The organism is Peiella sedimenti (assembly GCF_030504955.1).
GTDB lineage: Bacteria > Pseudomonadota > Alphaproteobacteria > Caulobacterales > Caulobacteraceae > Brevundimonas > Brevundimonas sedimenti.
This window is the reverse complement of the sequence record NZ_JAUKTR010000001.1, coordinates 497,501-514,438: the sequence shown is the minus strand read 5'-3', so window position 1 is coordinate 514,438 and position 16,938 is coordinate 497,501. Positions and strand designations below refer to the sequence as shown.

The window sequence follows — 16,938 nt, the reverse complement described above, 5'->3', positions numbered from 1 at the left end:
CCTGGCCCAACGGTCGCCCCTCAGTCCTTGTTCTTGTTGAAGAAGCTCAGGACGATGAAGGCCACGCCGATCAGGGTGGGAATCGCCGCCATGCCCAGGATCGGGTTCAGCGCGTCGCCCTCTTCCATGCCCACGAACCAGGCGAAGGCGGCGATGCCCAGGCCGACGGCCAGCCAGATCACGCCCTGGCGCAGGTCGCGCTGAGCGCTGGGCTGAACCTTCTGGCTATCCTTGTTCAGTTGCTCGATCAGCTCGGGCGGCAGGGTCTGGCCCTTTTCGATGGCCGTGCGCAGCGTCTGCTGCATCTCGCGCTTTTCCTTGCTCTTCAGCCAGGCCGGGATGGCGATGATCAGCACCACCATGATGAAGGGGGCCAGGGGTATGAGAATGCCGAAGCCTTCCATGTTTTCGTCTCTCCATGTGACGCACGCTTCGCGCGTCTTCTGTGGGCTAGAGGCGGCGGAGGCGCCGCGCGGATGCGGACCTTTGCGTGAAACTTGTGTAATGCGCGGGTGCGCCGCCCCTTTGGTCAATCCCGCATGAGCTTTTCCCGCCGCTATGACGAGCCCGAGCCCCAGCGGGTGAACCGCTGGCTGGCCCAGTCCGGCGTCTGTTCGCGCCGCGAGGCCGAGGCCCTGATCCTCGACGGGTTGGTTCTGATCGACGGCGAGGTGGTGACGGACGCGGGGCGCAAGATCCTGCCGGGCCAGACCCTGACCCTGGCCGAGCGGGGCGCCCAGAAGCTGTCGGGCGCCCTGACCGCCGTGCTGCACAAGCCGGTGGGCTATGTCTCGGGCCAGCCGGAGCCTGGCTACACCCCCGCCGTGCGTCTGCTGACGGCCCAGAACCTGACCGGCCCCGGCGACGACATCCCGGGCCCTGACCGAAGCCTGCCGCCGCTGGGCCGCCTCGACATGGATTCGCGCGGACTTCTGATCCTGTCGGAGGACGGCGTCCTAGCGCGCGCGGTCATCGGTCCGGAGTCGGACCTGGAGAAGGAGTACATCGTTCGGGTGCGCGGCCACATCACCCCGGACAAGGTGCGCCGCCTGCGTCACGGTCTGTCGCTGGACGGCAAGCCGCTGAAGCCCGCCCGTGTCACCCACACCGGTATGGCCACCCTGCGCTTCATCCTGAAGGAGGGCCGCAACCGTCAGATCCGGCGCATGTGCGAGCTGGTGGACCTGCGCGTCACGGACCTGTTTCGAGTGCGCATCGGCCCGCTGAAGCTGGGCGATCTGCCCGAGAGCAAGTGGCGGGTGCTGACGGCGGACGAGCGCCAGGCCCTGATCGAACGGGCAAAGCCACGTGGGGCTCAGCCGAACGCGGCCTCGTAAATCTCCGGTTTGAAGCCGGCGATGCGGCGGTCGCCCAGGTCCAGGATCGGCCGCTTGATCATGGAGGGCTGCGCCAGCATCAGCCGCACGGCCTTGTCGGCGTTCAGGTCCGCCCTGTCGGCCTCCGGCAGCGCCCGGAAGGTGGTCCCTGCACGGTTCAGCACCGTCTCCCACCCCAGCTCATCGACCCAGGCGCGCAGCGCCGCCTCCGGCGCGCCCTGCTTCTTGTAGTCATGGAAGGCGTAGGCGATCCCTCGCCCGTCCAGCCAGACGCGCGCCTTCTTCACCGTGTCGCAGTTCGGAATGCCGTAGAGGGTCGGGGTCATCTCTGGTCTCTCGCATCTCAGCCCGCGCGCGCCGCGCCGCCCTCGTACCAGCCCCTGGACCGTTTCACGATTGCGACCACCGACAGCATCACCGGCACCTCGACCAGCACGCCCACCACCGTGGCCAGGGCGGCCCCGGAGTTGAGGCCATAGAGCGAAATGGCGGCGGCCACGGCCAGCTCAAAGAAGTTCGAGGCGCCGATCAGGGCCGCCGGCGCCGCCACGCACCAGGCTACGCCCAGCCGCTTTGACAGCCAGTAGGCCAGCCCCGCGTTCAGATAGACCTGGATCAGGATGGGCACGGCCAGCAGGGCGATCACCAGCGGCTGGGCCAGTATCTGTTCCCCCTGAAAGCCGAACAGCAGCACCAGGGTCGTCAGCAGGGCCACCAGCGACACCGGACCCAGCGCCCTTTGCAGGCGCTCTAGCGAGGCCTGCCCGCCCCGCCGCAGGATGACGGCGCGCAGCAGCTGGGCGGCGATCACCGGCAGTACGATGTAGAGGACGACCGACAGCGTCAGGGTGTCCCAGGGCACCGAGATCGAGGCGACGCCCAGCAGCAGGCCCACCAGGGGCGCGAAGGCGAAGACCATGATGACGTCGTTCAGCGCCACCTGGGACAGGGTGTAGTTCGGCTCGCCCTCGCACAGGTTGGACCAGACGAAGACCATGGCCGTGCAGGGCGCGGCCGCCAGAAGGATCAGCCCGGCGATGTAGCTGTCGATCTGGTCGCCGGGAAGCAGCGGCCTGAACAGCCAGCCGATGAAGACCCCGGCCAGCAGGGCCATGGAGAAGGGCTTCACCGCCCAGTTGACGAACAGGGTGACGCCGACGCCGCGCATGTGGCGGCGCACCTGGCCCATGGCGCCAAGGTCGATCTTGAGCAGCATGGGAATGATCATCAGCCAGATCAGCACCGCGACCGGCAGGTTCACCTGGGCCACTTCCGCCGAGGCGATCAGGCTGAACAGCTGAGGGAAGGCCCAGCCCAGCGCCACCCCGGCGACGATGCACAGGGCGACCCAGACGGTCAGATAACGTTCGAACCTCGACATGGCGGGCCGCGCCTGTTCCGGCGTGGCGGTCATCGCGCGCCGGGCTCCCCGTTTGAGGCGCGCACGACCTCGCCGTCCTCCTTGACGAAATCGGCCGGCAGGGGCGCATCCAGCAGATCGAGCACCTGTTCGGAGGGCCGGCACAGCCGCACGCCCCGGGGCGTCTCAACCAGCGGGCGGTTGATCAGGATGGGGTGCTCGACCATCAGATCGATGATCCGGTCATCGCTGACCGACGGGTCGCCCAGGCCCAGCTCGGCGTAGGGCGTTCCCTTCTCCCGCAGCAGATCGCGCGGCGACAGGCCCGCCGCGCGCACCAGGTCGCGCAGCCGTTCGCGCGAGGGCGGCGTCTTCAGATATTCGACCACGGTGGGCTCCACGCCCGTGGCGCGGATCATCGCCAGGGTGTTGCGCGACGTGCCGCAGGCGGGGTTGTGATAGATGGTGACGGTCATTGGGGCCCTCAGCCGCAGCAGGCCACGGCGGGCTTGGGCTGGAGGTCCGGCGCGCAGCAGGCGCCCTCGCCCGCATTGTCCGAGACCAGCCTGTTCAGCTCAGGGCCCACGCCGTAGTTCACCGCTTCAGCCGTGGTGTGGAAGGTCTCCCAGACCACGCCCTGCGGATCGGCGATCCAGCTTTTTTGCGACTTGGCGTAGCAGCAGGTGGTTGCGCCTTCCTCCAGCACGGGACGGTCCGCCGCCTTGAGCCGAGCGTAGACCTCGGTCAGCTCCTCCTCGCTTTCGACCTGGATGCCCAGGTGCTCGATGCCCTTTTCGCCCACGCGGCCCGCCGAGATGGCGAAGTTCACGCGCGGATCATCCAGCATCCACTTGGCGTAGTCGGGCTTGGTCACGGTCGGTTCGGCGGCGAACAGGGTCGAGTAGAAGCGGATCGACTGCGCCAGATCCTCGACGCTGACGTGAACATGCAGGCGTTTCATTGGCCGGTCTCCTTTGACGGGCAGGCGGGGGTTGATAGGGCGAGGGGGCCGCAGATTTCGGGCGCGCCCTGGCAGCAGTCCTCCATGAGGAAGCCCAGCAGGCGGCGCATGGCGTCGTAGTCGGCGGCGTAGGCCACGGTCCGGCCCTCGCGGCGCGACCGGATCAGGCCCGCGCGCTCAAGCTGGCCCAGGTGGTGGGACATGGTCGAGGGCGGGGCGCCCATGGCCTCGGCCACCTCGCCCGCCAGCAGTCCGTCTGGGCCGGCCTGGACCAGCCTGCGAAAGGCCGAAAGGCGCGTGTCCTGGGCCAGGGCGGCCAGCGCCGAGACCGCCGTTTCCTGGTTCATCGGGCTACATCCTCGTTTCGATAGATATCGAACTATTCGATGATTATCGAAGCGTCAAGAGGGCCGGCCCTTCCCCCGTCGTCAAGAATGGCGCCTACCTGGCGAGGCTGCCCTGGCCCTGGGCGAGGCGCGCCAAGCCGTGTGGCCCCACATCCGCCCCTGCGCCGCCATGATCATGCTGCGCGCGGCGCTGGAGCCCCTGAAGGCCGCTCAACCGACGCGGTGATGGCAGGAACGAACCGCCATGAAGCTCGCCACGCCCTCTGCCCGCTGCTAGCGTCTCTGTGGACACGAAGGATGCGGGCCATGCCGAAACCCGGCGAGCTTCTGACCCTCGGAGCAGGCGTGTTCGGCCTGATGCTGGGTCTGGCCGCCCTCAGCCTGCTGGTGGTCACCAACGGCGCGGCCGGCGGCTGCACAGGCCCCGCGGTCAAGCGCTGCGACTATGTAGAAGCCGCCTGGCGGGCCACCAGCGACCCGCAAGGTCCGGGCTTCGCCCCACATCTCGGATACGAAGTTTTTGATCGGGGTTCGTCCGTCGTTGTTCAGCAGCCCTGGCCGCCCGAGGACTCTGGCTTTATTTACGAGGGCATCTCAGTCGTGGTGGGCAAGCGCAGCTGCCGCCCCTGCTCCATCGGCTGGGCTTATCCCACCTATGGACATCCGGAGGACGCCTCACCCGGCCGCCTGCTTTACCGGGCGCCGCCACGCGATGTCGGCTCCGCCTCCCCTAAAGCGTCCTAGGGACGAACCCAACCCAAGGAGACTCCCATGGCCACGACCCAGAAGATCATCTCCGTCCTATGGTTCGACGGCGACGGCCTGGAGGCGGCCGAGTTCTATTGCAGCCTGCTGCCGGACTCGCGCATCGACAGAATCGTGCGTGCGCCCGCCGACAATCCCTCCACCCCGGCCGGGGCCGTGCTGGTGGTCGACTTCACCCTGGCCGGGCAGAAATACTCGGCCCTGAACGGCGGGCCTCATTTCAAGTTCACGGAGGCCGTGTCCTTCATGGTCGTCACCGAGGATCAGGCCGAGAACGACCGTCTGACCGACGCCCTGTCCGCCGTGCCCGAGGCCGAGCAGTGCGGCTGGGTCAAGGACCGCTGGGGCCTGTCCTGGCAGATCACGCCCCGGCGCATGCTCGAGTTGCTCGCCGATCCAGACCCGGCAAGATCCAAGCGCGCCTTCGAGGCCATGATGACCATGAAGCGCATCGACATCGCCGCCGTCGAGCAAGCCGTGGCGGGCGCCTGATGCTGACCCTCTATTCGCACCCCTTCTCGTCCTACTGCCAGAAGACGCTGATCGCCCTTTACGAAAACGAGACGCCGTTCGAGGCGCGGTTCCTTGAAGACCCCGGCGTCATGGACGAGCTGACGGCCCTGTGGCCGATCAAGCGCTTTCCAGTGCTGGTGGACGGGGACCAGGTGGTCGTCGAGGCGACCGCAATCATCGAGCATCTGGCCGTCCACCATCCCGGCCCTGTGCGCCTGATCCCTGAGGATCCGGCCGCGGCGGTCCAGGTGCGCATGATGGACCGCATCTTCGACAACTATGTCGCCACGTCCCAGAGCAAGCCGGTCTTCGACATCATTCGTCCCGAGGACCAGCGCGACCCCTATGGCGTGGCTGAGGCCATGAAGATGCTGGACACCGTCTATGTCTGGCTGGACCAGCGACTGGAGGGGCTGGAATGGGCCACGCCCCACGGCTTCAGCCTGGCCGACTGCGGCGCCGCGCCCTTCCTGTTCTACGCGGACTGGACGCGCCCGATCCCGGAGGAGTTGAAGACTCTTCGCGCCTATCGCGCCCGGCTGCTGGCGCGGCCGTCGGTGAAGCGGGCGGTGGATGAGGCCCGGCCCTTCCGCCACTACTTCCCGCTGGGCGCGCCGGATCGGGACTGAGACGCCGGTCTCGTCCTAATCAGCGTCCCGCTGAACTGAAGGCGCCGCCAGAGGCTGGGGCGCTCCGGCCAGGGCCGCGTCCAGAGCGCCCTTGTCCAGCGCCCTCTCCCAGCGGGCCACTACCAGGGTCGCCACGGCGTTGCCGATGAAGTTCGTAATCGCCCGGCACTCGCTCATGAAACGGTCGACGCCCAGGATCAGCGCCATGCCCGCCACCGGCACGCTGGGCACGACCGCCAAAGTGGCCGCCAGGGTGATGAAGCCCGATCCGGTGACGCCGGCCGCGCCCTTCGAGCTGAGCACCGCCACGGCCAGCAGCAGCAGTTGTTCCTCAAGGCTGAGGTCGATACCGCAAGCCTGGGCGATGAACAGCGCCGCCAGGGTCATGTAGATGTTGGTGCCGTCCAGGTTGAAGGAATAGCCGGTCGGAATGACCAGCCCCACCACCGGCTTGGCGGCGCCTGCGCGCTCCAGCTTCTGCATCAGGCTGGGCAGGGCGGCCTCGGAGCTGGATGTGCCCAGCACCAGCAGCAACTCCTCCTTGAGATACCGGATCAGCTTCAGGATGGAGAATCCGCTGGCCCTGGCGATCGCCCCCAGCACCACCAGCACGAACAGGGCCGAGGTCAGGTAGAAGGTGGCTACCAGCCCGGCCAGGTTGACGATGCTCTCGATGCCGTAGCGGCCGATGGTGAAGGCGAAGGCCCCGAATGCGCCGATGGGCGCGGCCTTCATCAGGATCGCCACCAGCTTGAAGAAGGCCTCGGACACGCTTTCGAGCAGGGCCACGACCGGCCTGCCCCGCGCGCCCGTCATGGCCAGGCTGACCCCGAACAGGATGGAGAAGAACAGCACCTGCAGGATCTCGCCGCCCGCGAAGGCGCCGATGACCGTCTCGGGGATGACGTTCATGAGAAAGCCGGTGACGGTGGTCTCGTGGGCGCGGGCGGCATAGTCCGCCACCGCCGCCGGATCGAGCGTGGCGGGATCGACCCCCATGCCCCGGCCTGGCTGGACAAGGTTGGCCACCCCCAGCCCCACCACCAGGGCGAAGCTGGACACGACGATGAAATAGGCGAAGGCCTTGCCGGCCGTCTTGCCGACGGCCCTCAGGTCGCCCAGGTGCGCGATGCCGACCGAGACGGTCAGGAATATCACCGGGGCGATGATCATCTTCACCAGCCGGATGAAGGCGTCGCCCAGCGGCTTCAGGCTCTCGCCGAAGCTGGGCCACAGGTGGCCGATCAGGCCCCCAAGCAGGATGGCGGCCAGCACCTGCACATAGAGGCTGGCCCACCAGCGGCGGGGCTTGAGCGGCGGTCCGCCGTGCGGCAGGGCGACGCCGGGCGCCGCGGGACGCGCCCCCTCGATCGATGATGCGGCCACGCCCCCTCCCCCGGTTCGGACCTAGCGTTTCTCGGGCGGTATGTGCGCGATGCGGTCCGCGAACGCCGTCAGCTCAGCATCCTGATAGGCCGTGCGCACCCGCCGCGTCGAGGGTGGGCGTTCGTTGACCGACAGGCCCGGCCGCCAGGCGATGGCGGGGCGAATCGGTCGGCGCTCGAAACCGCCGCCGCAGTTGGGGCAGACGTTCTTCAGCACCCCCTCCACGCAATCGACGCAGAAGGTGCATTCATAGGTGCAGATGCGCGCGTCGCGACTGTCGGGGCCCAGGTCGCGGTCGCACCGCTCGCAGTTGGGCCTCAGCTCCAGCGCCATCAGTTCGCCTCGGACTTGGGCGGCTTGTCGGCGGCCTTCCGGCGGCGCAGGTTGCGGCGCAGCGCCTCGGCGAGGCGCGCCTCTCGGCTGCCGGGCTCCGGCTTCTGAGTCTTGGGCTTGGAGTCGTCCGGCATGGGCGGATTTCCCGCCCCCGCCCGCCCCGCGTCAAGATCGCGCGTATCAGGGCTTCCCACGGGCGGCTGGGTTCGCTATTAGCGCGCTTCCTCAGAAGGGCCGCCGTAGCTCAGTGGTAGAGCGCATCCTTGGTAAGGCTGAGGTCGGCAGTTCAATCCTGCCCGGCGGCACCATCTGACTTGATGATTTTTTTGATGTTTTCCTATTTGACTCCGTAGCGGTCATCCGGGTCGGAACCACTGCGGAACCACCACAGCCACAGATTCACATTCAAGCATCATCTTTGTCTAGGGGGTGCCGGGGTACTCCGCTGCACCACTGTTTCACGTTGGCCTGCATGGTAGGCAGCATGCTAGCGGTGTTCTCTCGCAGATGATCAGCATCATCAGCTGACCGGCGTGCCTGTCATTAGCCGCTGGGATGCTTCGGGGCTCTCCCCGAGCCGCCACTCGAACCCTAATCCCGCTTCAGTCTTCGATCATCGCGCGCGCGAGCTCGAGCAGCGCGCGGCGGCGTCGGGGGCTCAGTTCGCGATAGAGGGCAAGGAGCTCAGTCGCACCGCCGACATGAAGGTTCTTTAGGATCGGTTCGGCGACAGACGATTCGTCGTCTTCCCCCAAAAGGGCGGCGAGGCTTGTTTTCAGGAACTTGGCGGCTGAGGCGAGCATGGTCGCGCTCATCCGATTGACCCCTTTCTCGTACTTCTGGACCTGCTGAAACGTCACCCCAAGATGCTCAGCGAGCGCGAGTTGCGTGACTCCGAGCGCGCGCCGTTGCGTGCGCAGCCTGGCCCCAATCGCAACGTCTGCAGCATCCGCGCCCAGCCTCGTCATCGCGCCGTTCCTCTGCCCGTGTGCAATCGAAAGCCTCCCACTCTTTTCAGAGGTAGTGAATGGGATTTCAGCACACTATCCTGAAGCCTGACAGCTAGGTTCTTTTGCGGAGGGGCGCGGAGTTGACCGAAGACGATCTGCTTTCGCGCGTAGCGCAGCTTACAGACAGGGAGCGAGCGTGCCTCGAGCTCCTCGCCCAGCGACTCTCGACGAAGGAGATCGCGCGCGTGCTACAGATCTCCCCGCACACCGTCAAAGACCGGCTCGACAGGGCGCGGCAGCGTCTCGGCGCGACGACGCGCGATCACGCCGTTCGCCTGCTCGTGAAGGCTTATGGGACGTCCGCGATACCCCTCGTCGAGGGGCCCCTCATGAAGGTAGTCGCTGATCACGAGCGCATTCGGTCAGGATCGGAACGTCAACGAGAGGATCGTGATGGACGTTCTGGACACCCTAATCCCGCGAGTGACGTGGCGGGAACTGGCTCGCGCCGTGATCCCGCATACGCTCTCAGCGCTGCAAGCGGAGCGGTTTGCGACGTCGGTATTGGGGTTGGCGAAGACTCACTACGCTGGGGACAAGGAGGTCGAGGAGACGCTGAAGCTTCTGTCGATCGCGATTTGGATCGCGCTCGACGAGAGCGACCAAGCGCTTTCTGGGCCTTCCATGAACCCAACCGACCTCAATCGAATCTTGGACGGCTAGGGGTCTGGGTGTTCGGGACGGTCATAGCCACAGTCCTAATCGTTCTTCTCGTCGACGTTGTCGCGAACGGGGTCCAGCGGTTGCTCGTCACGATGCAGTGACGGCGGGAGGGGCTCGCTAACACGGGGTAAAACTATGTCGCGCAATGCGATCGCGCGTGCTGCTGCGCGCAAGCTGCTGACCGCAGAATCCGCCATCGACCGTGCCCTCGAGGCGACGGGGGAGCTGACGAGCGTGCTCCCGAGTCTGAGGCTTCAGGGGAACTTCGCGTGTGAGGTCGGGCATCAGGCTGTCGTCGAGCTGGCTCAGGCGATCACGAGTCTCGCTGACGCGCGGGGGCGGGTCGTGGCGGCGCACAAGACGCTCAACGGTGTTAAACAGGACTTCGGCATCGGGCTCACAGGGGTGCCGGATAAGCCCGAAGACGGCCTCGAACCGCGTGGGCTCGCGGTGATCGACGGCGGCGGGGCGGCGGCCGCCTAAAGCCCCCTTCCCCGCGACCGCTGCGCTCGTGCATCATCTGCACGGGCGCAGGGGGAGACGGACGGGGGAGACGGGCGGGATGTGGAGTTCGGCGCTATCGATCACTTCGCTCGCGATCTGCACGCTCGTCTGCATCGTCGCGCTTTGGCGAGGGACTTGGGCGCTTCGCGGGGCGGCGGCGCTCTTTCTCGCCGGGTGGTGGGTCACGCCGATGGCGTACGAGCTCGCGGGACCGAACGGGGAGAGGTGGTTTGTGCTCGTCATCGACGTCGTGCTGGCGGTCGGCATCGCAACGATCGCGTGCTTGAGCGGCAGGCGGTGGGCGATGGCGATGGCCGCCTTCCAGATCTTGACCGCCGCGACGCACGCCGCAGCCATCATCGATCTGCGGTTTGGAGAACTGGCTTACTGGGCGCTGCAGGTCGCTTACACGATTGGGGCTCTGATGGCGCTCGCGATCGGGGTTATACAGCACGAGCTGTCGCGGCGGGGGCGGACATGACGTCAGAGCCCAATCCCGGATCCCCGTGGCCCCCGATCCCCTGGCGCCGGCCTAAGGCCTTCGCCGAATGGTGTCTTGGGGCGCTATCTACTGGATTTTGGAGGTTTTCTCGGCCGGTCGGCTGTAATCTGAAGCCACCAGATTCACCTCTCGCCACCTTGGTAAGGCTGAGGTCGGCAGTTCAATCCTGCCCGGCGGCACCATCTGATCTCCTCACATCCCAGCCTTGACGCGGGGCGCTCCCCCGCCGCAAACCCGCGCGGTGATGAGCGCCACCCGTTCCCTCGCCGACGACTTCGCCCCCGCCGACCTCGCCGCCTGGCGGGCTCTGGCCGAAAAGGGGTTGAAGGGCCGGCCCTTCGACGAGCTGATCCACCGCACGGCCGACGGCCTGGAGATTCAGCCCCTCTACACCTCGGCTGACGCGGGCGGCCGCACCGGCCCGCTGACCTCGCCAGCCGTCGATGTGACGCGGCCCTGGGATCTGCGCGGCGTCGTGAGCGCGACTGATCCTGTTGAGGCGAACCGCATTGCTCTGGAGCACCTGAACGGCGGCGCGGCCTCCCTGCTGGTCGAGGCGCGCGGCGCGCTGGCCGATCAGGACGGGCTGGTCCCGGCCCTCAAGGGCGTGCTGCTGGAACTTGCCTCCGTGGCGCTGGATGCAGGCGCTGACGGCGCCCGCGCCGCTGACGCCCTGGCCGTGGCGGCCAAGGGGTCGCCCCGGGCGGCCCTGGCCCTTCATCTGGACGCGCCCTCAGCCTGGGCGACCAGCGAGGGGGCGGACCTGGCGGCCCTGACCATCAGCTTCGCCAACACCGCCCTGCGCCACGCGGCCGCCTATCCGCAGGCCAGCCTGTTCATGGCATCGGGCGTGGCGGTGCACGACGCCGGCGGGACCGAGGTCCAGGAGTTGGCCTTCATGGCCGCCGGCGCCGTTCAGGCCGCGCGCGCCGCCGAAGCCGCCGGCGGTGATCCGGCTCAGGCCCTGGCGCGCACCGTCCTGGGCTTGTCGGCGGACCAGGACGTACTGTTGACCATCGCCAAGCTGCGGGCTGCCCGGCTGATCTGGCGCCAGCTGGCCGGCGCCGTGGGCATCGACGCGCCCGCCCGCATCGAGGCGCGGGGAAGCCGCCGCATGCTGACCTCGCTGGACGCCGAGACCAACCTGCTGCGCCAGACGGCGGCCTGCTTCGCCGCCGCCGTCGGCGGAGCCGACGCCATCGCTCTGGACCCCTTCGACCGGGTGCTGGGCATCGACAGCCCTGTGGCCCTGCGCCAGTCGCGCAATATCCAGCTGGTCCTGATGGAGGAGAGCCATCTGGGCCGGGTGGCGGACCCCCTGGCGGGGGCCTTCGCGGTGGAGCAGCTGACCGACCAGCTGGCGCGACGGGCCTGGGCCGCCTTCCAGGCTATTGAGGCCGAGGGCGGGCTGAACGCCGCCCTGCTGTCGGGCCGCCTGCCGGATCAGGTGGCCGAGGCCGCCGAGGCCCGCGCCGCCCGCATCGCTTCTGGCGATCTGGTGATGATCGGCGTCAACCAGCACCCCCGGCCGGGCGATGCGCCACCGCCGCCCGTGTCCGTCGCCGACTGTCCCCTGCCCCTACGTCGGGACGCCGTCGCGTTCGAACTCAAGGCTTTTGAGGAGGCCGCCCATGCCGCTTCCTGATTTCGCCGCCCTGCCCTTCGCGCCGGACCTGTCCACAGCGCCTTCCACAGCCGCCAGTCAATGGTTGACGCCGGAGGAGATCGCTGTCCAGCCCGCCTATTCCGAGGCCGACCGCGCGGGCCTCGACTTCGTCTCGGGCCTGCCCGGCGTTGCGCCCTATCTGCGCGGCCCCTACCCGACCATGTACGTCACCAACCCGTGGACCATCCGGCAGTACGCGGGCTTCTCCACGGCGGAGGACTCCAACGCCTTCTATCGCCGCAACCTGGCCGCCGGTCAGATGGGCCTGTCGGTGGCCTTCGATCTGGCCACGCACCGCGGCTATGACAGCGACAATCCGCGCGTCGCCGGCGACGTGGGCATGGCCGGCGTGGCCATCGATTCCATCCTCGACATGCAGACCCTGTTCGACGGCATTCCGCTGGATCGGATGAGCGTCTCCATGACCATGAACGGCGCGGTCCTGCCGATCATGGCCCTCTACATCGTCGCCGCCGAGGAGCAGGGCGTGGCCCGGGATCAGCTCTCAGGCACGATCCAGAACGACATCCTCAAGGAGTTCATGGTCCGGAACACCTACGTGTATCCGCCGGGCCCCTCCATGCGGATCATTTCCGACATCTTCTCATACACTTCCAGGGAGATGCCGAGGTTCAACTCCATCTCCATCTCCGGCTATCACATGCAGGAGGCCGGAGCGACCGCCGACCTGGAGATGGCCTACACCCTGGCCGACGGGGTCGAGTACGCCCGCGCGGGCGTCGCCGCCGGTCTGGACATCGACGCCTTCGCGCCTCGCCTCAGCTTCTTCTGGGGCATCGGCATGAACCCCTTCATGGAGACGGCCAAGATGCGGGCCGCGCGCCTGCTCTGGGCGCGGCTGATCCAGCGGGAGTTCTCGCCCAAGAGCGCCAAGTCCCTGGCGCTGCGCACCCACTGCCAGACCTCGGGCTGGTCGCTGGCGGCCCAGGACGTCTTCAACAACGTGCCCCGCACCATGGTCGAGGCCATGGCGGCGGTCACCGGGGGCACCCAGAGCCTGCACACCAACTCGCTGGACGAGGCCCTGGCCCTGCCCACCGACTTCTCGGCCCGCATTGCGCGCAACACCCAGCTGGTCATTGCGCGCGAGACCGGCCTGACTCGCACCGCCGACCCCTATGGCGGGGCCTTCTATGTGGAGCGCCTGACCCACGACCTGGCCGCGCGCGCGCTGTCTCACATCGAGGAGGTCGAGGCCGCCGGCGGCATGGCCCGCGCGATCGAGCAGGGCATCCCCAAGCTGCGCATCGAGGCGGCCGCCGCCCGCACCCAGGCCCGCATCGACACCGGCCTGCAGAGCGTGGTGGGCGTCAACCGCTACCGTCCCGAGAACGAGCACGAGATCCCGGTGCTCAAGGTGGACAACGCCGCCGTCCGCGCCCGCCAGATCGAGAAGCTTCAGCGCCTGCGCGCCGAGCGTGACGAGGCCGCCTGCCAGGCCGCGCTCGAGGCCCTGACCAACGGCGCCCGGGGCGACGGCAATCTGCTGGCCCTGTCCGTGGAGGCCGCCCGCGCCCGCGCCACGGTGGGAGAGATCAGCGACGCCGTCGAGCGCGCCTTCGGCCGCCACGTGGCCGAGGTGAAGACCGTCTCCGGCGTCTATCGCCAGGCCGCCGGCGACGATCCGCGCCTCAACCGCGCCGCCGCCATGGTCACCGCCTTCGTCGAGAACGACGGCGGCCCGCCCCGCGTGCTGGTGGCCAAGCTGGGCCAGGACGGCCACGACCGGGGCCAGAAGGTCATCGCCTCGGCCTATGCCGACATCGGCTTCGACGCCGTGGCCGGGCCCCTGTTCCAGACGGCGGCCGAGGCAGCGCGCATGGCGGTGGACCAGAACGTCCACGTGGTGGGCGCCAGCTCGCTGGCGGCGGGCCACATGACTTTCGTGCCCGAACTGAAGGCCGAGCTGGAGCGGCTGGGCCGCCCGGACATCCTGATCGTGGTCGGCGGGGTCATCCCGCCCCAGGACGTCCAGCCCTTGCTCAATTCGGGGGCCGCGGCTGTGTATCTGCCCGGCTCCACCATCGCCGACACCGCCGTCGACCTGCTGGAGCGGCTCAATGCCCGCCTCGGCTACGCCCAGCCTCCGGCGGGGTAGGGCGCCTCCAGCCCTTGAGGCGCGCCGCCCGCCTGTGCTTCATGCGGCCATGGCCGACTACGCTGGAATCTACGACCGGGTTCACGCCGAGAACGAGGGCTATCAGCTCCCGCACCACTCGCCGGGCCTGCTGCTCGTGCGCCAGAACGAGGCGCGGCTGAGGGCCGAGGGCCCCCGCCACATCGATCTGGGCTGCGGCGCCGGTTTCGTGGTCGAGCAGATGCGAGAATGGGGCTTCGACAGCGTCGGCGCCGACATCAGCGCCCAGGCCGTCGAGACCGCCAACGCCCGCATGGGCGAAGGCGCCGCCGCCGTGATCGAGAACGGCCGCGCGCCCTTCCCGGACCACAGCTTCGACCTGGTCACCTGCTTCGACGTGCTGGAGCATCTGGACCGCGAGGACGTGCCGGGCCTGCGCGACGAGTTCCTCCGCCTGCTGAAGCCGGGGGGCCTGCTCTTCTGCAACATCAGCCTGCGCCTGGCCGGCTCGGTCGACCACGAGGGCGTCAATCTGCACCGCACGGTTGAGCCGCCCCAGTGGTGGGACGCCATCTTCGCCTTCGACGAATACACGGTGCTGAGGGCCAAGCAGGACATGAGTTGCTGGAAGCGCGCCTAGCCGACGTCGCGACCGGAACGCAAACGCAAGAACGGCCCCGGGATTGCTCCTGGGGCCGTTCGAAACTTGGGTGCGGGAGCAGGATTTGAACCTGCGACCTTCAGGTTATGAGCCTGACGAGCTACCGGGCTGCTCCATCCCGCGGCAAGCAGGGACGTGAAAGGGAAGGTTGTCCGAGAAGTTCACGATTGTCCGTCTGGTAGACCCGGCGGCGACCTACTCTCCCGCGCCTTAAGACGAAGTACCATCGGCTCTGGAGGGCTTAACGACCGAGTTCGGAATGGGATCGGGTGGGGAACCTCCGACAAAGCCACCAGGTCAACAAGACGGACAATCGAGAAGACATTGTCTGCAGGACTCAAAGTCCTTCAGTATGCATGGGCTTTGATGAAAACGATCAAGCCGATCGGATTATTAGTACCGGTAAGCTTCATGCGTCGCCGCACTTCCACACCCGGCCTATCAACGTGGTAGTCTTCCACGATCCTCAGCGAAGCCTTGTTTTGAGGTTAGTTTCCCGCTTAGATGCTTTCAGCGGTTATCTATTCCGTACTTAGCTACCCTGCTGCGCGGCTGGCGCCACGACAGGTCCACCAGAGGTACGTCCATCCCGGTCCTCTCGTACTAGGGACAGATCCTCTCAAGCTTCGAACACCCACGGCAGATAGGGACCAAACTGTCTCACGACGTTCTGAACCCAGCTCACGTACCACTTTAAATGGCGAACAGCCATACCCTTGGGACCTGCTCCAGCCCCAGGATGTGATGAGCCGACATCGAGGTGCCAAACTTTGCCGTCGATATGGACTCTTGGGCAAAATCAGCCTGTTATCCCTAGAGTACCTTTTATCCGTTGAGCGATGGCCCTTCCACGCGGGACCACCGGATCACTATGGCCGACTTTCGTCTCTGCTCGACTTGTCAGTCTCGCAGTCAGGCGGGCTTATGCCATTGCACTCGACGAGCGATTTCCGACCGCTCTGAGCCCACCATCGCGCGCCTCCGTTACACTTTGGGAGGCGACCGCCCCAGTCAAACTACCCACCACGCCATGTCCCGGACCCGGATAACGGGCCTCGGTTAGACGTCAACGACAGTAAGGGTGGTATTTCAAGGATGGCTCCACCGAGACTGGCGCCCCGGTTTCATAGCCTCCCACCTATCCTACACATACGGTCGCTAACGCCAAGGCGAAGCTATAGTAAAGGTTCATAGGGTCTTTCCGTCTGACCGCGGGAACCCCGCATCTTCACGGGGAATTCAATTTCGCTGAGCCTGTGCTGGAGACAGTGGGGAAGTCGTTACGCCATTCGTGCAGGTCGGAACTTACCCGACAAGGAATTTCGCTACCTTAGGACCGTTATAGTTACGGCCGCCGTTTACCTGGGCTTCAGTTCGGTGCTTGCACACCTCCCTTTAACCTTCAGGCACCGGGCAGGCGTCAGACCCTATACGTCGCCTTGCGGCTTCGCAGAGCCCTGTGTTTTTGCTAAACAGTCGCTACCCCCTGGCCTGTGCCACTCAGTCCTGCTTGCGCAGGGTGAGTCACGCTTATTCCGAAGTTACGCGTGCAATTTGCCGAGTTCCTTCAGCACAGTTCTCTCAAGCGCCTTGGTATGCTCTACCTGACCACCTGTGTCGGTTTCGGGTACGGTCTCCGTTGGAGTTATTTCCAGGGACGGCTTCCCTGCCAGGACAATCCAATAAGCCCTGACAAGTTACACCATCCGTCACTTCCAACTGGCCCAGGAATATTCACCTGGTTCCCATCGACTACGCCTTTCGGCCTCGCCTTAGGGGCCGGCTAACCCTGCGCAGATTAGCTTTACGCAGGAACCCTTGGTCTTTCGGCGAGAGGGTCTCTCACCCTCTTTATCGCTACTCATGTCAGCATTCTCACTTCCGATACCTCCAGCCAGCCTCACGACTGACCTTCACAGGCTTACGGAACGCTCCGCTACCGCGCATTGCTGCGCCCATACCTTCGGCGAACGGCTTGAGCCCCGTTACATTTTCCGCGCAGGATCGCTTGACCAGTGAGCTGTTACGCTTTCTTTAAAGGATGGCTGCTTCTAAGCCAACCTCCTGGTTGTCAAAGCAATCCCACATCGTTTCCCACTTAGCCGTTACTTGGGGGCCTTAGATGATGGTTAGGGTTGTTTCCCTTTTCACGACGGACGTTAGCACCCGCCGTGTGTCTGCCGGATAGTTCTTTCGGGTATTC

20 protein-coding genes, 2 tRNA genes, 2 rRNA genes and 1 pseudogene (1 of these 25 running past the window's edge) are annotated in these 16,938 nt (G+C 66.6%); 12 read left to right on the top strand and 13 right to left on the bottom strand.

The features are described from left to right. Nucleotides 1–20 precede the first annotated feature (20 nt). Nucleotides 21–404, bottom strand: coding sequence for a DUF6249 domain-containing protein (locus Q0812_RS02645; protein WP_302108740.1), 384 nt, complete (start codon nt 402–404; stop codon nt 21–23). 135 nt (nt 405–539) lie between these two features. On the opposite strand from Q0812_RS02645, the gene Q0812_RS02640 reads away from it, so the two are divergent. Continuing rightward, nucleotides 540–1,337 carry a pseudouridine synthase gene (locus tag Q0812_RS02640; protein ID WP_302108739.1) on the top strand — a complete coding sequence of 266 codons (798 nt, stop codon included), beginning with the start codon at nt 540–542 and terminating at the stop codon, nt 1,335–1,337. Here the strand turns inward: Q0812_RS02640 and Q0812_RS02635 are convergent. Genes Q0812_RS02635 through Q0812_RS02615 form a run of 5 tightly spaced genes read right to left on the bottom strand, consistent with a single transcriptional unit; the run spans nt 1,316 to nt 4,005 of the window. Further along, the gene (locus Q0812_RS02635) at nt 1,316–1,663 is read right to left on the bottom strand and encodes an arsenate reductase (protein WP_302108738.1); all 348 of its coding nucleotides are present in this window, start codon (nt 1,661–1,663) and stop codon (nt 1,316–1,318) included. The two genes, Q0812_RS02640 and Q0812_RS02635, sit on opposite strands and share 22 nt — an antisense overlap. A 17-nt stretch (nt 1,664–1,680) precedes the next feature. Beyond that, on the bottom strand, nt 1,681–2,751 hold the full coding sequence (gene arsB, locus Q0812_RS02630) for an ACR3 family arsenite efflux transporter (protein ID WP_425281535.1): 1,071 nt from the start codon (nt 2,749–2,751) through the stop codon (nt 1,681–1,683). Next, nucleotides 2,748–3,173, bottom strand: a complete 426-nt coding sequence (arsC, locus tag Q0812_RS02625; RefSeq protein ID WP_302108737.1) for an arsenate reductase (glutaredoxin) — start codon at nt 3,171–3,173, stop codon at nt 2,748–2,750. The genes arsB and arsC overlap by 4 nt, the downstream gene beginning before the upstream one ends. 8 nt (nt 3,174–3,181) lie before the next feature. Further along, the gene (locus Q0812_RS02620; protein WP_302108736.1) at nt 3,182–3,658 is read right to left on the bottom strand and encodes an ArsI/CadI family heavy metal resistance metalloenzyme; all 477 of its coding nucleotides are present in this window, start codon (nt 3,656–3,658) and stop codon (nt 3,182–3,184) included. After that, nucleotides 3,655–4,005 (bottom strand): ArsR/SmtB family transcription factor, encoded by a 351-nt coding sequence (locus Q0812_RS02615; RefSeq protein ID WP_302108735.1) that lies wholly within the window; start codon nt 4,003–4,005, stop codon nt 3,655–3,657. Before Q0812_RS02615 ends, Q0812_RS02620 begins: the two co-directional genes overlap by 4 nt. Nucleotides 4,006–4,311: 306 nt before the next feature. On the opposite strand from Q0812_RS02615, the gene Q0812_RS02610 reads away from it, so the two are divergent. Genes Q0812_RS02610 through Q0812_RS02600 form a run of 3 tightly spaced genes read left to right on the top strand, consistent with a single transcriptional unit; the run spans nt 4,312 to nt 5,912 of the window. Next, nucleotides 4,312–4,749, top strand: coding sequence for a hypothetical protein (locus tag Q0812_RS02610; protein WP_302108734.1), 438 nt, complete (start codon nt 4,312–4,314; stop codon nt 4,747–4,749). A 27-nt stretch (nt 4,750–4,776) separates the two neighbouring features. Continuing rightward, entirely contained in the window at nt 4,777–5,262 is a 486-nt protein-coding gene (locus tag Q0812_RS02605; RefSeq protein ID WP_302108733.1) for a VOC family protein, read from the top strand. Beyond that, the gene (locus Q0812_RS02600; RefSeq protein WP_302108732.1) at nt 5,262–5,912 is read left to right on the top strand and encodes a glutathione S-transferase family protein; all 651 of its coding nucleotides are present in this window, start codon (nt 5,262–5,264) and stop codon (nt 5,910–5,912) included. The genes Q0812_RS02605 and Q0812_RS02600 overlap by 1 nt, the downstream gene beginning before the upstream one ends. Nucleotides 5,913–5,927: 15 nt before the next feature. Here Q0812_RS02600 and Q0812_RS02595 read toward each other — a convergent pair whose 3' ends face one another. The 3 genes from Q0812_RS02595 to Q0812_RS02585 all read right to left on the bottom strand — a co-directional run bounded on the left by Q0812_RS02595 (nt 5,928) and on the right by Q0812_RS02585 (nt 7,765). After that, nucleotides 5,928–7,247 (bottom strand): dicarboxylate/amino acid:cation symporter, encoded by a 1,320-nt coding sequence (locus tag Q0812_RS02595; RefSeq protein WP_302109191.1) that lies wholly within the window; start codon nt 7,245–7,247, stop codon nt 5,928–5,930. Between the two features lie 72 nt (nt 7,248–7,319). After that, a complete protein-coding gene (locus Q0812_RS02590) occupies nt 7,320–7,631 on the bottom strand; it encodes a DUF1272 domain-containing protein (protein WP_302108731.1) in 312 nt (103 codons plus the stop codon). Continuing rightward, entirely contained in the window at nt 7,631–7,765 is a 135-nt protein-coding gene (locus Q0812_RS02585) for a hypothetical protein (protein WP_302108730.1), read from the bottom strand. Before Q0812_RS02585 ends, Q0812_RS02590 begins: the two co-directional genes overlap by 1 nt. A gap of 99 nt (nt 7,766–7,864) precedes the next feature. On the opposite strand from Q0812_RS02585, the gene Q0812_RS02580 reads away from it, so the two are divergent. Continuing rightward, nucleotides 7,865–7,939 (top strand) — tRNA-Thr (locus tag Q0812_RS02580). 294 nt (nt 7,940–8,233) lie between these two features. Here Q0812_RS02580 and Q0812_RS02575 read toward each other — a convergent pair. Next, nucleotides 8,234–8,599 (bottom strand): helix-turn-helix domain-containing protein, encoded by a 366-nt coding sequence (locus Q0812_RS02575; protein WP_302108729.1) that lies wholly within the window; start codon nt 8,597–8,599, stop codon nt 8,234–8,236. A gap of 104 nt (nt 8,600–8,703) precedes the next feature. On the opposite strand from Q0812_RS02575, the pseudogene Q0812_RS13750 reads away from it, so the two are divergent. The 7 genes and pseudogenes from Q0812_RS13750 to Q0812_RS02540 all read left to right on the top strand — a co-directional run. Next, a pseudogene (locus Q0812_RS13750) lies at nt 8,704–8,913 on the top strand (response regulator transcription factor); the annotation flags it as partial. A gap of 121 nt (nt 8,914–9,034) precedes the next feature. After that, on the top strand, nt 9,035–9,304 hold the full coding sequence (locus Q0812_RS02565; protein ID WP_302109218.1) for a hypothetical protein: 270 nt from the start codon (nt 9,035–9,037) through the stop codon (nt 9,302–9,304). Between the two features lie 135 nt (nt 9,305–9,439). After that, on the top strand, nt 9,440–9,787 hold the full coding sequence (locus Q0812_RS02560) for a hypothetical protein (RefSeq protein ID WP_302108728.1): 348 nt from the start codon (nt 9,440–9,442) through the stop codon (nt 9,785–9,787). A gap of 79 nt (nt 9,788–9,866) precedes the next feature. Next, nucleotides 9,867–10,289, top strand: a complete 423-nt coding sequence (locus tag Q0812_RS02555; protein ID WP_302108727.1) for a hypothetical protein — start codon at nt 9,867–9,869, stop codon at nt 10,287–10,289. Nucleotides 10,290–10,554: 265 nt separating this feature from the next. After that, nucleotides 10,555–11,955 (top strand): methylmalonyl-CoA mutase family protein, encoded by a 1,401-nt coding sequence (locus tag Q0812_RS02550; protein WP_302108726.1) that lies wholly within the window; start codon nt 10,555–10,557, stop codon nt 11,953–11,955. After that, complete coding sequence (gene scpA, locus Q0812_RS02545) at nt 11,942–14,095, top strand: methylmalonyl-CoA mutase (protein WP_302108725.1); 2,154 nt, start codon at nt 11,942–11,944, stop codon at nt 14,093–14,095. Before Q0812_RS02550 ends, scpA begins: the two co-directional genes overlap by 14 nt. Before the next feature lie 49 nt (nt 14,096–14,144). After that, nucleotides 14,145–14,714: a class I SAM-dependent methyltransferase gene (locus Q0812_RS02540; protein ID WP_302108724.1), complete on the top strand. Its 570-nt coding sequence runs from the start codon at nt 14,145–14,147 to the stop codon at nt 14,712–14,714. Between the two features lie 67 nt (nt 14,715–14,781). Here the strand turns inward: Q0812_RS02540 and Q0812_RS02535 are convergent. The 3 genes from Q0812_RS02535 to Q0812_RS02525 all read right to left on the bottom strand — a co-directional run. Continuing rightward, nucleotides 14,782–14,858: transfer RNA gene (locus Q0812_RS02535), tRNA-Met, on the bottom strand. Between the two features lie 59 nt (nt 14,859–14,917). Continuing rightward, a 5S ribosomal RNA gene (rrf, locus tag Q0812_RS02530) occupies nt 14,918–15,032 on the bottom strand. Nucleotides 15,033–15,107: 75 nt separating this feature from the next. Further along, nucleotides 15,108–16,938 (bottom strand): 23S ribosomal RNA (locus tag Q0812_RS02525); it runs 950 nt beyond the window's last position.

Coding starts and splice junctions, on each gene's coding strand:
- Q0812_RS02645 (WP_302108740.1), bottom strand. CDS start 404: ATGGAAGGCTTCGGCATTCTCATACCCCTGGCCCCCTTCATCATGGTG.
- Q0812_RS02640 (WP_302108739.1), top strand. CDS start 540: ATGAGCTTTTCCCGCCGCTATGACGAGCCCGAGCCCCAGCGGGTGAAC.
- Q0812_RS02635 (WP_302108738.1), bottom strand. CDS start 1,663: ATGACCCCGACCCTCTACGGCATTCCGAACTGCGACACGGTGAAGAAG.
- arsB (WP_425281535.1), bottom strand. CDS start 2,751: ATGACCGCCACGCCGGAACAGGCGCGGCCCGCCATGTCGAGGTTCGAA.
- arsC (WP_302108737.1), bottom strand. CDS start 3,173: ATGACCGTCACCATCTATCACAACCCCGCCTGCGGCACGTCGCGCAAC.
- Q0812_RS02620 (WP_302108736.1), bottom strand. CDS start 3,658: ATGAAACGCCTGCATGTTCACGTCAGCGTCGAGGATCTGGCGCAGTCG.
- Q0812_RS02615 (WP_302108735.1), bottom strand. CDS start 4,005: ATGAACCAGGAAACGGCGGTCTCGGCGCTGGCCGCCCTGGCCCAGGAC.
- Q0812_RS02610 (WP_302108734.1), top strand. CDS start 4,312: ATGCCGAAACCCGGCGAGCTTCTGACCCTCGGAGCAGGCGTGTTCGGC.
- Q0812_RS02605 (WP_302108733.1), top strand. CDS start 4,777: ATGGCCACGACCCAGAAGATCATCTCCGTCCTATGGTTCGACGGCGAC.
- Q0812_RS02600 (WP_302108732.1), top strand. CDS start 5,262: ATGCTGACCCTCTATTCGCACCCCTTCTCGTCCTACTGCCAGAAGACG.
- Q0812_RS02590 (WP_302108731.1), bottom strand. CDS start 7,631: ATGGCGCTGGAGCTGAGGCCCAACTGCGAGCGGTGCGACCGCGACCTG.
- Q0812_RS02585 (WP_302108730.1), bottom strand. CDS start 7,765: ATGCCGGACGACTCCAAGCCCAAGACTCAGAAGCCGGAGCCCGGCAGC.
- Q0812_RS02575 (WP_302108729.1), bottom strand. CDS start 8,599: ATGACGAGGCTGGGCGCGGATGCTGCAGACGTTGCGATTGGGGCCAGG.
- Q0812_RS02565 (WP_302109218.1), top strand. CDS start 9,035: ATGGACGTTCTGGACACCCTAATCCCGCGAGTGACGTGGCGGGAACTG.
- Q0812_RS02560 (WP_302108728.1), top strand. CDS start 9,440: ATGTCGCGCAATGCGATCGCGCGTGCTGCTGCGCGCAAGCTGCTGACC.
- Q0812_RS02555 (WP_302108727.1), top strand. CDS start 9,867: ATGTGGAGTTCGGCGCTATCGATCACTTCGCTCGCGATCTGCACGCTC.
- Q0812_RS02550 (WP_302108726.1), top strand. CDS start 10,555: ATGAGCGCCACCCGTTCCCTCGCCGACGACTTCGCCCCCGCCGACCTC.
- scpA (WP_302108725.1), top strand. CDS start 11,942: ATGCCGCTTCCTGATTTCGCCGCCCTGCCCTTCGCGCCGGACCTGTCC.
- Q0812_RS02540 (WP_302108724.1), top strand. CDS start 14,145: ATGGCCGACTACGCTGGAATCTACGACCGGGTTCACGCCGAGAACGAG.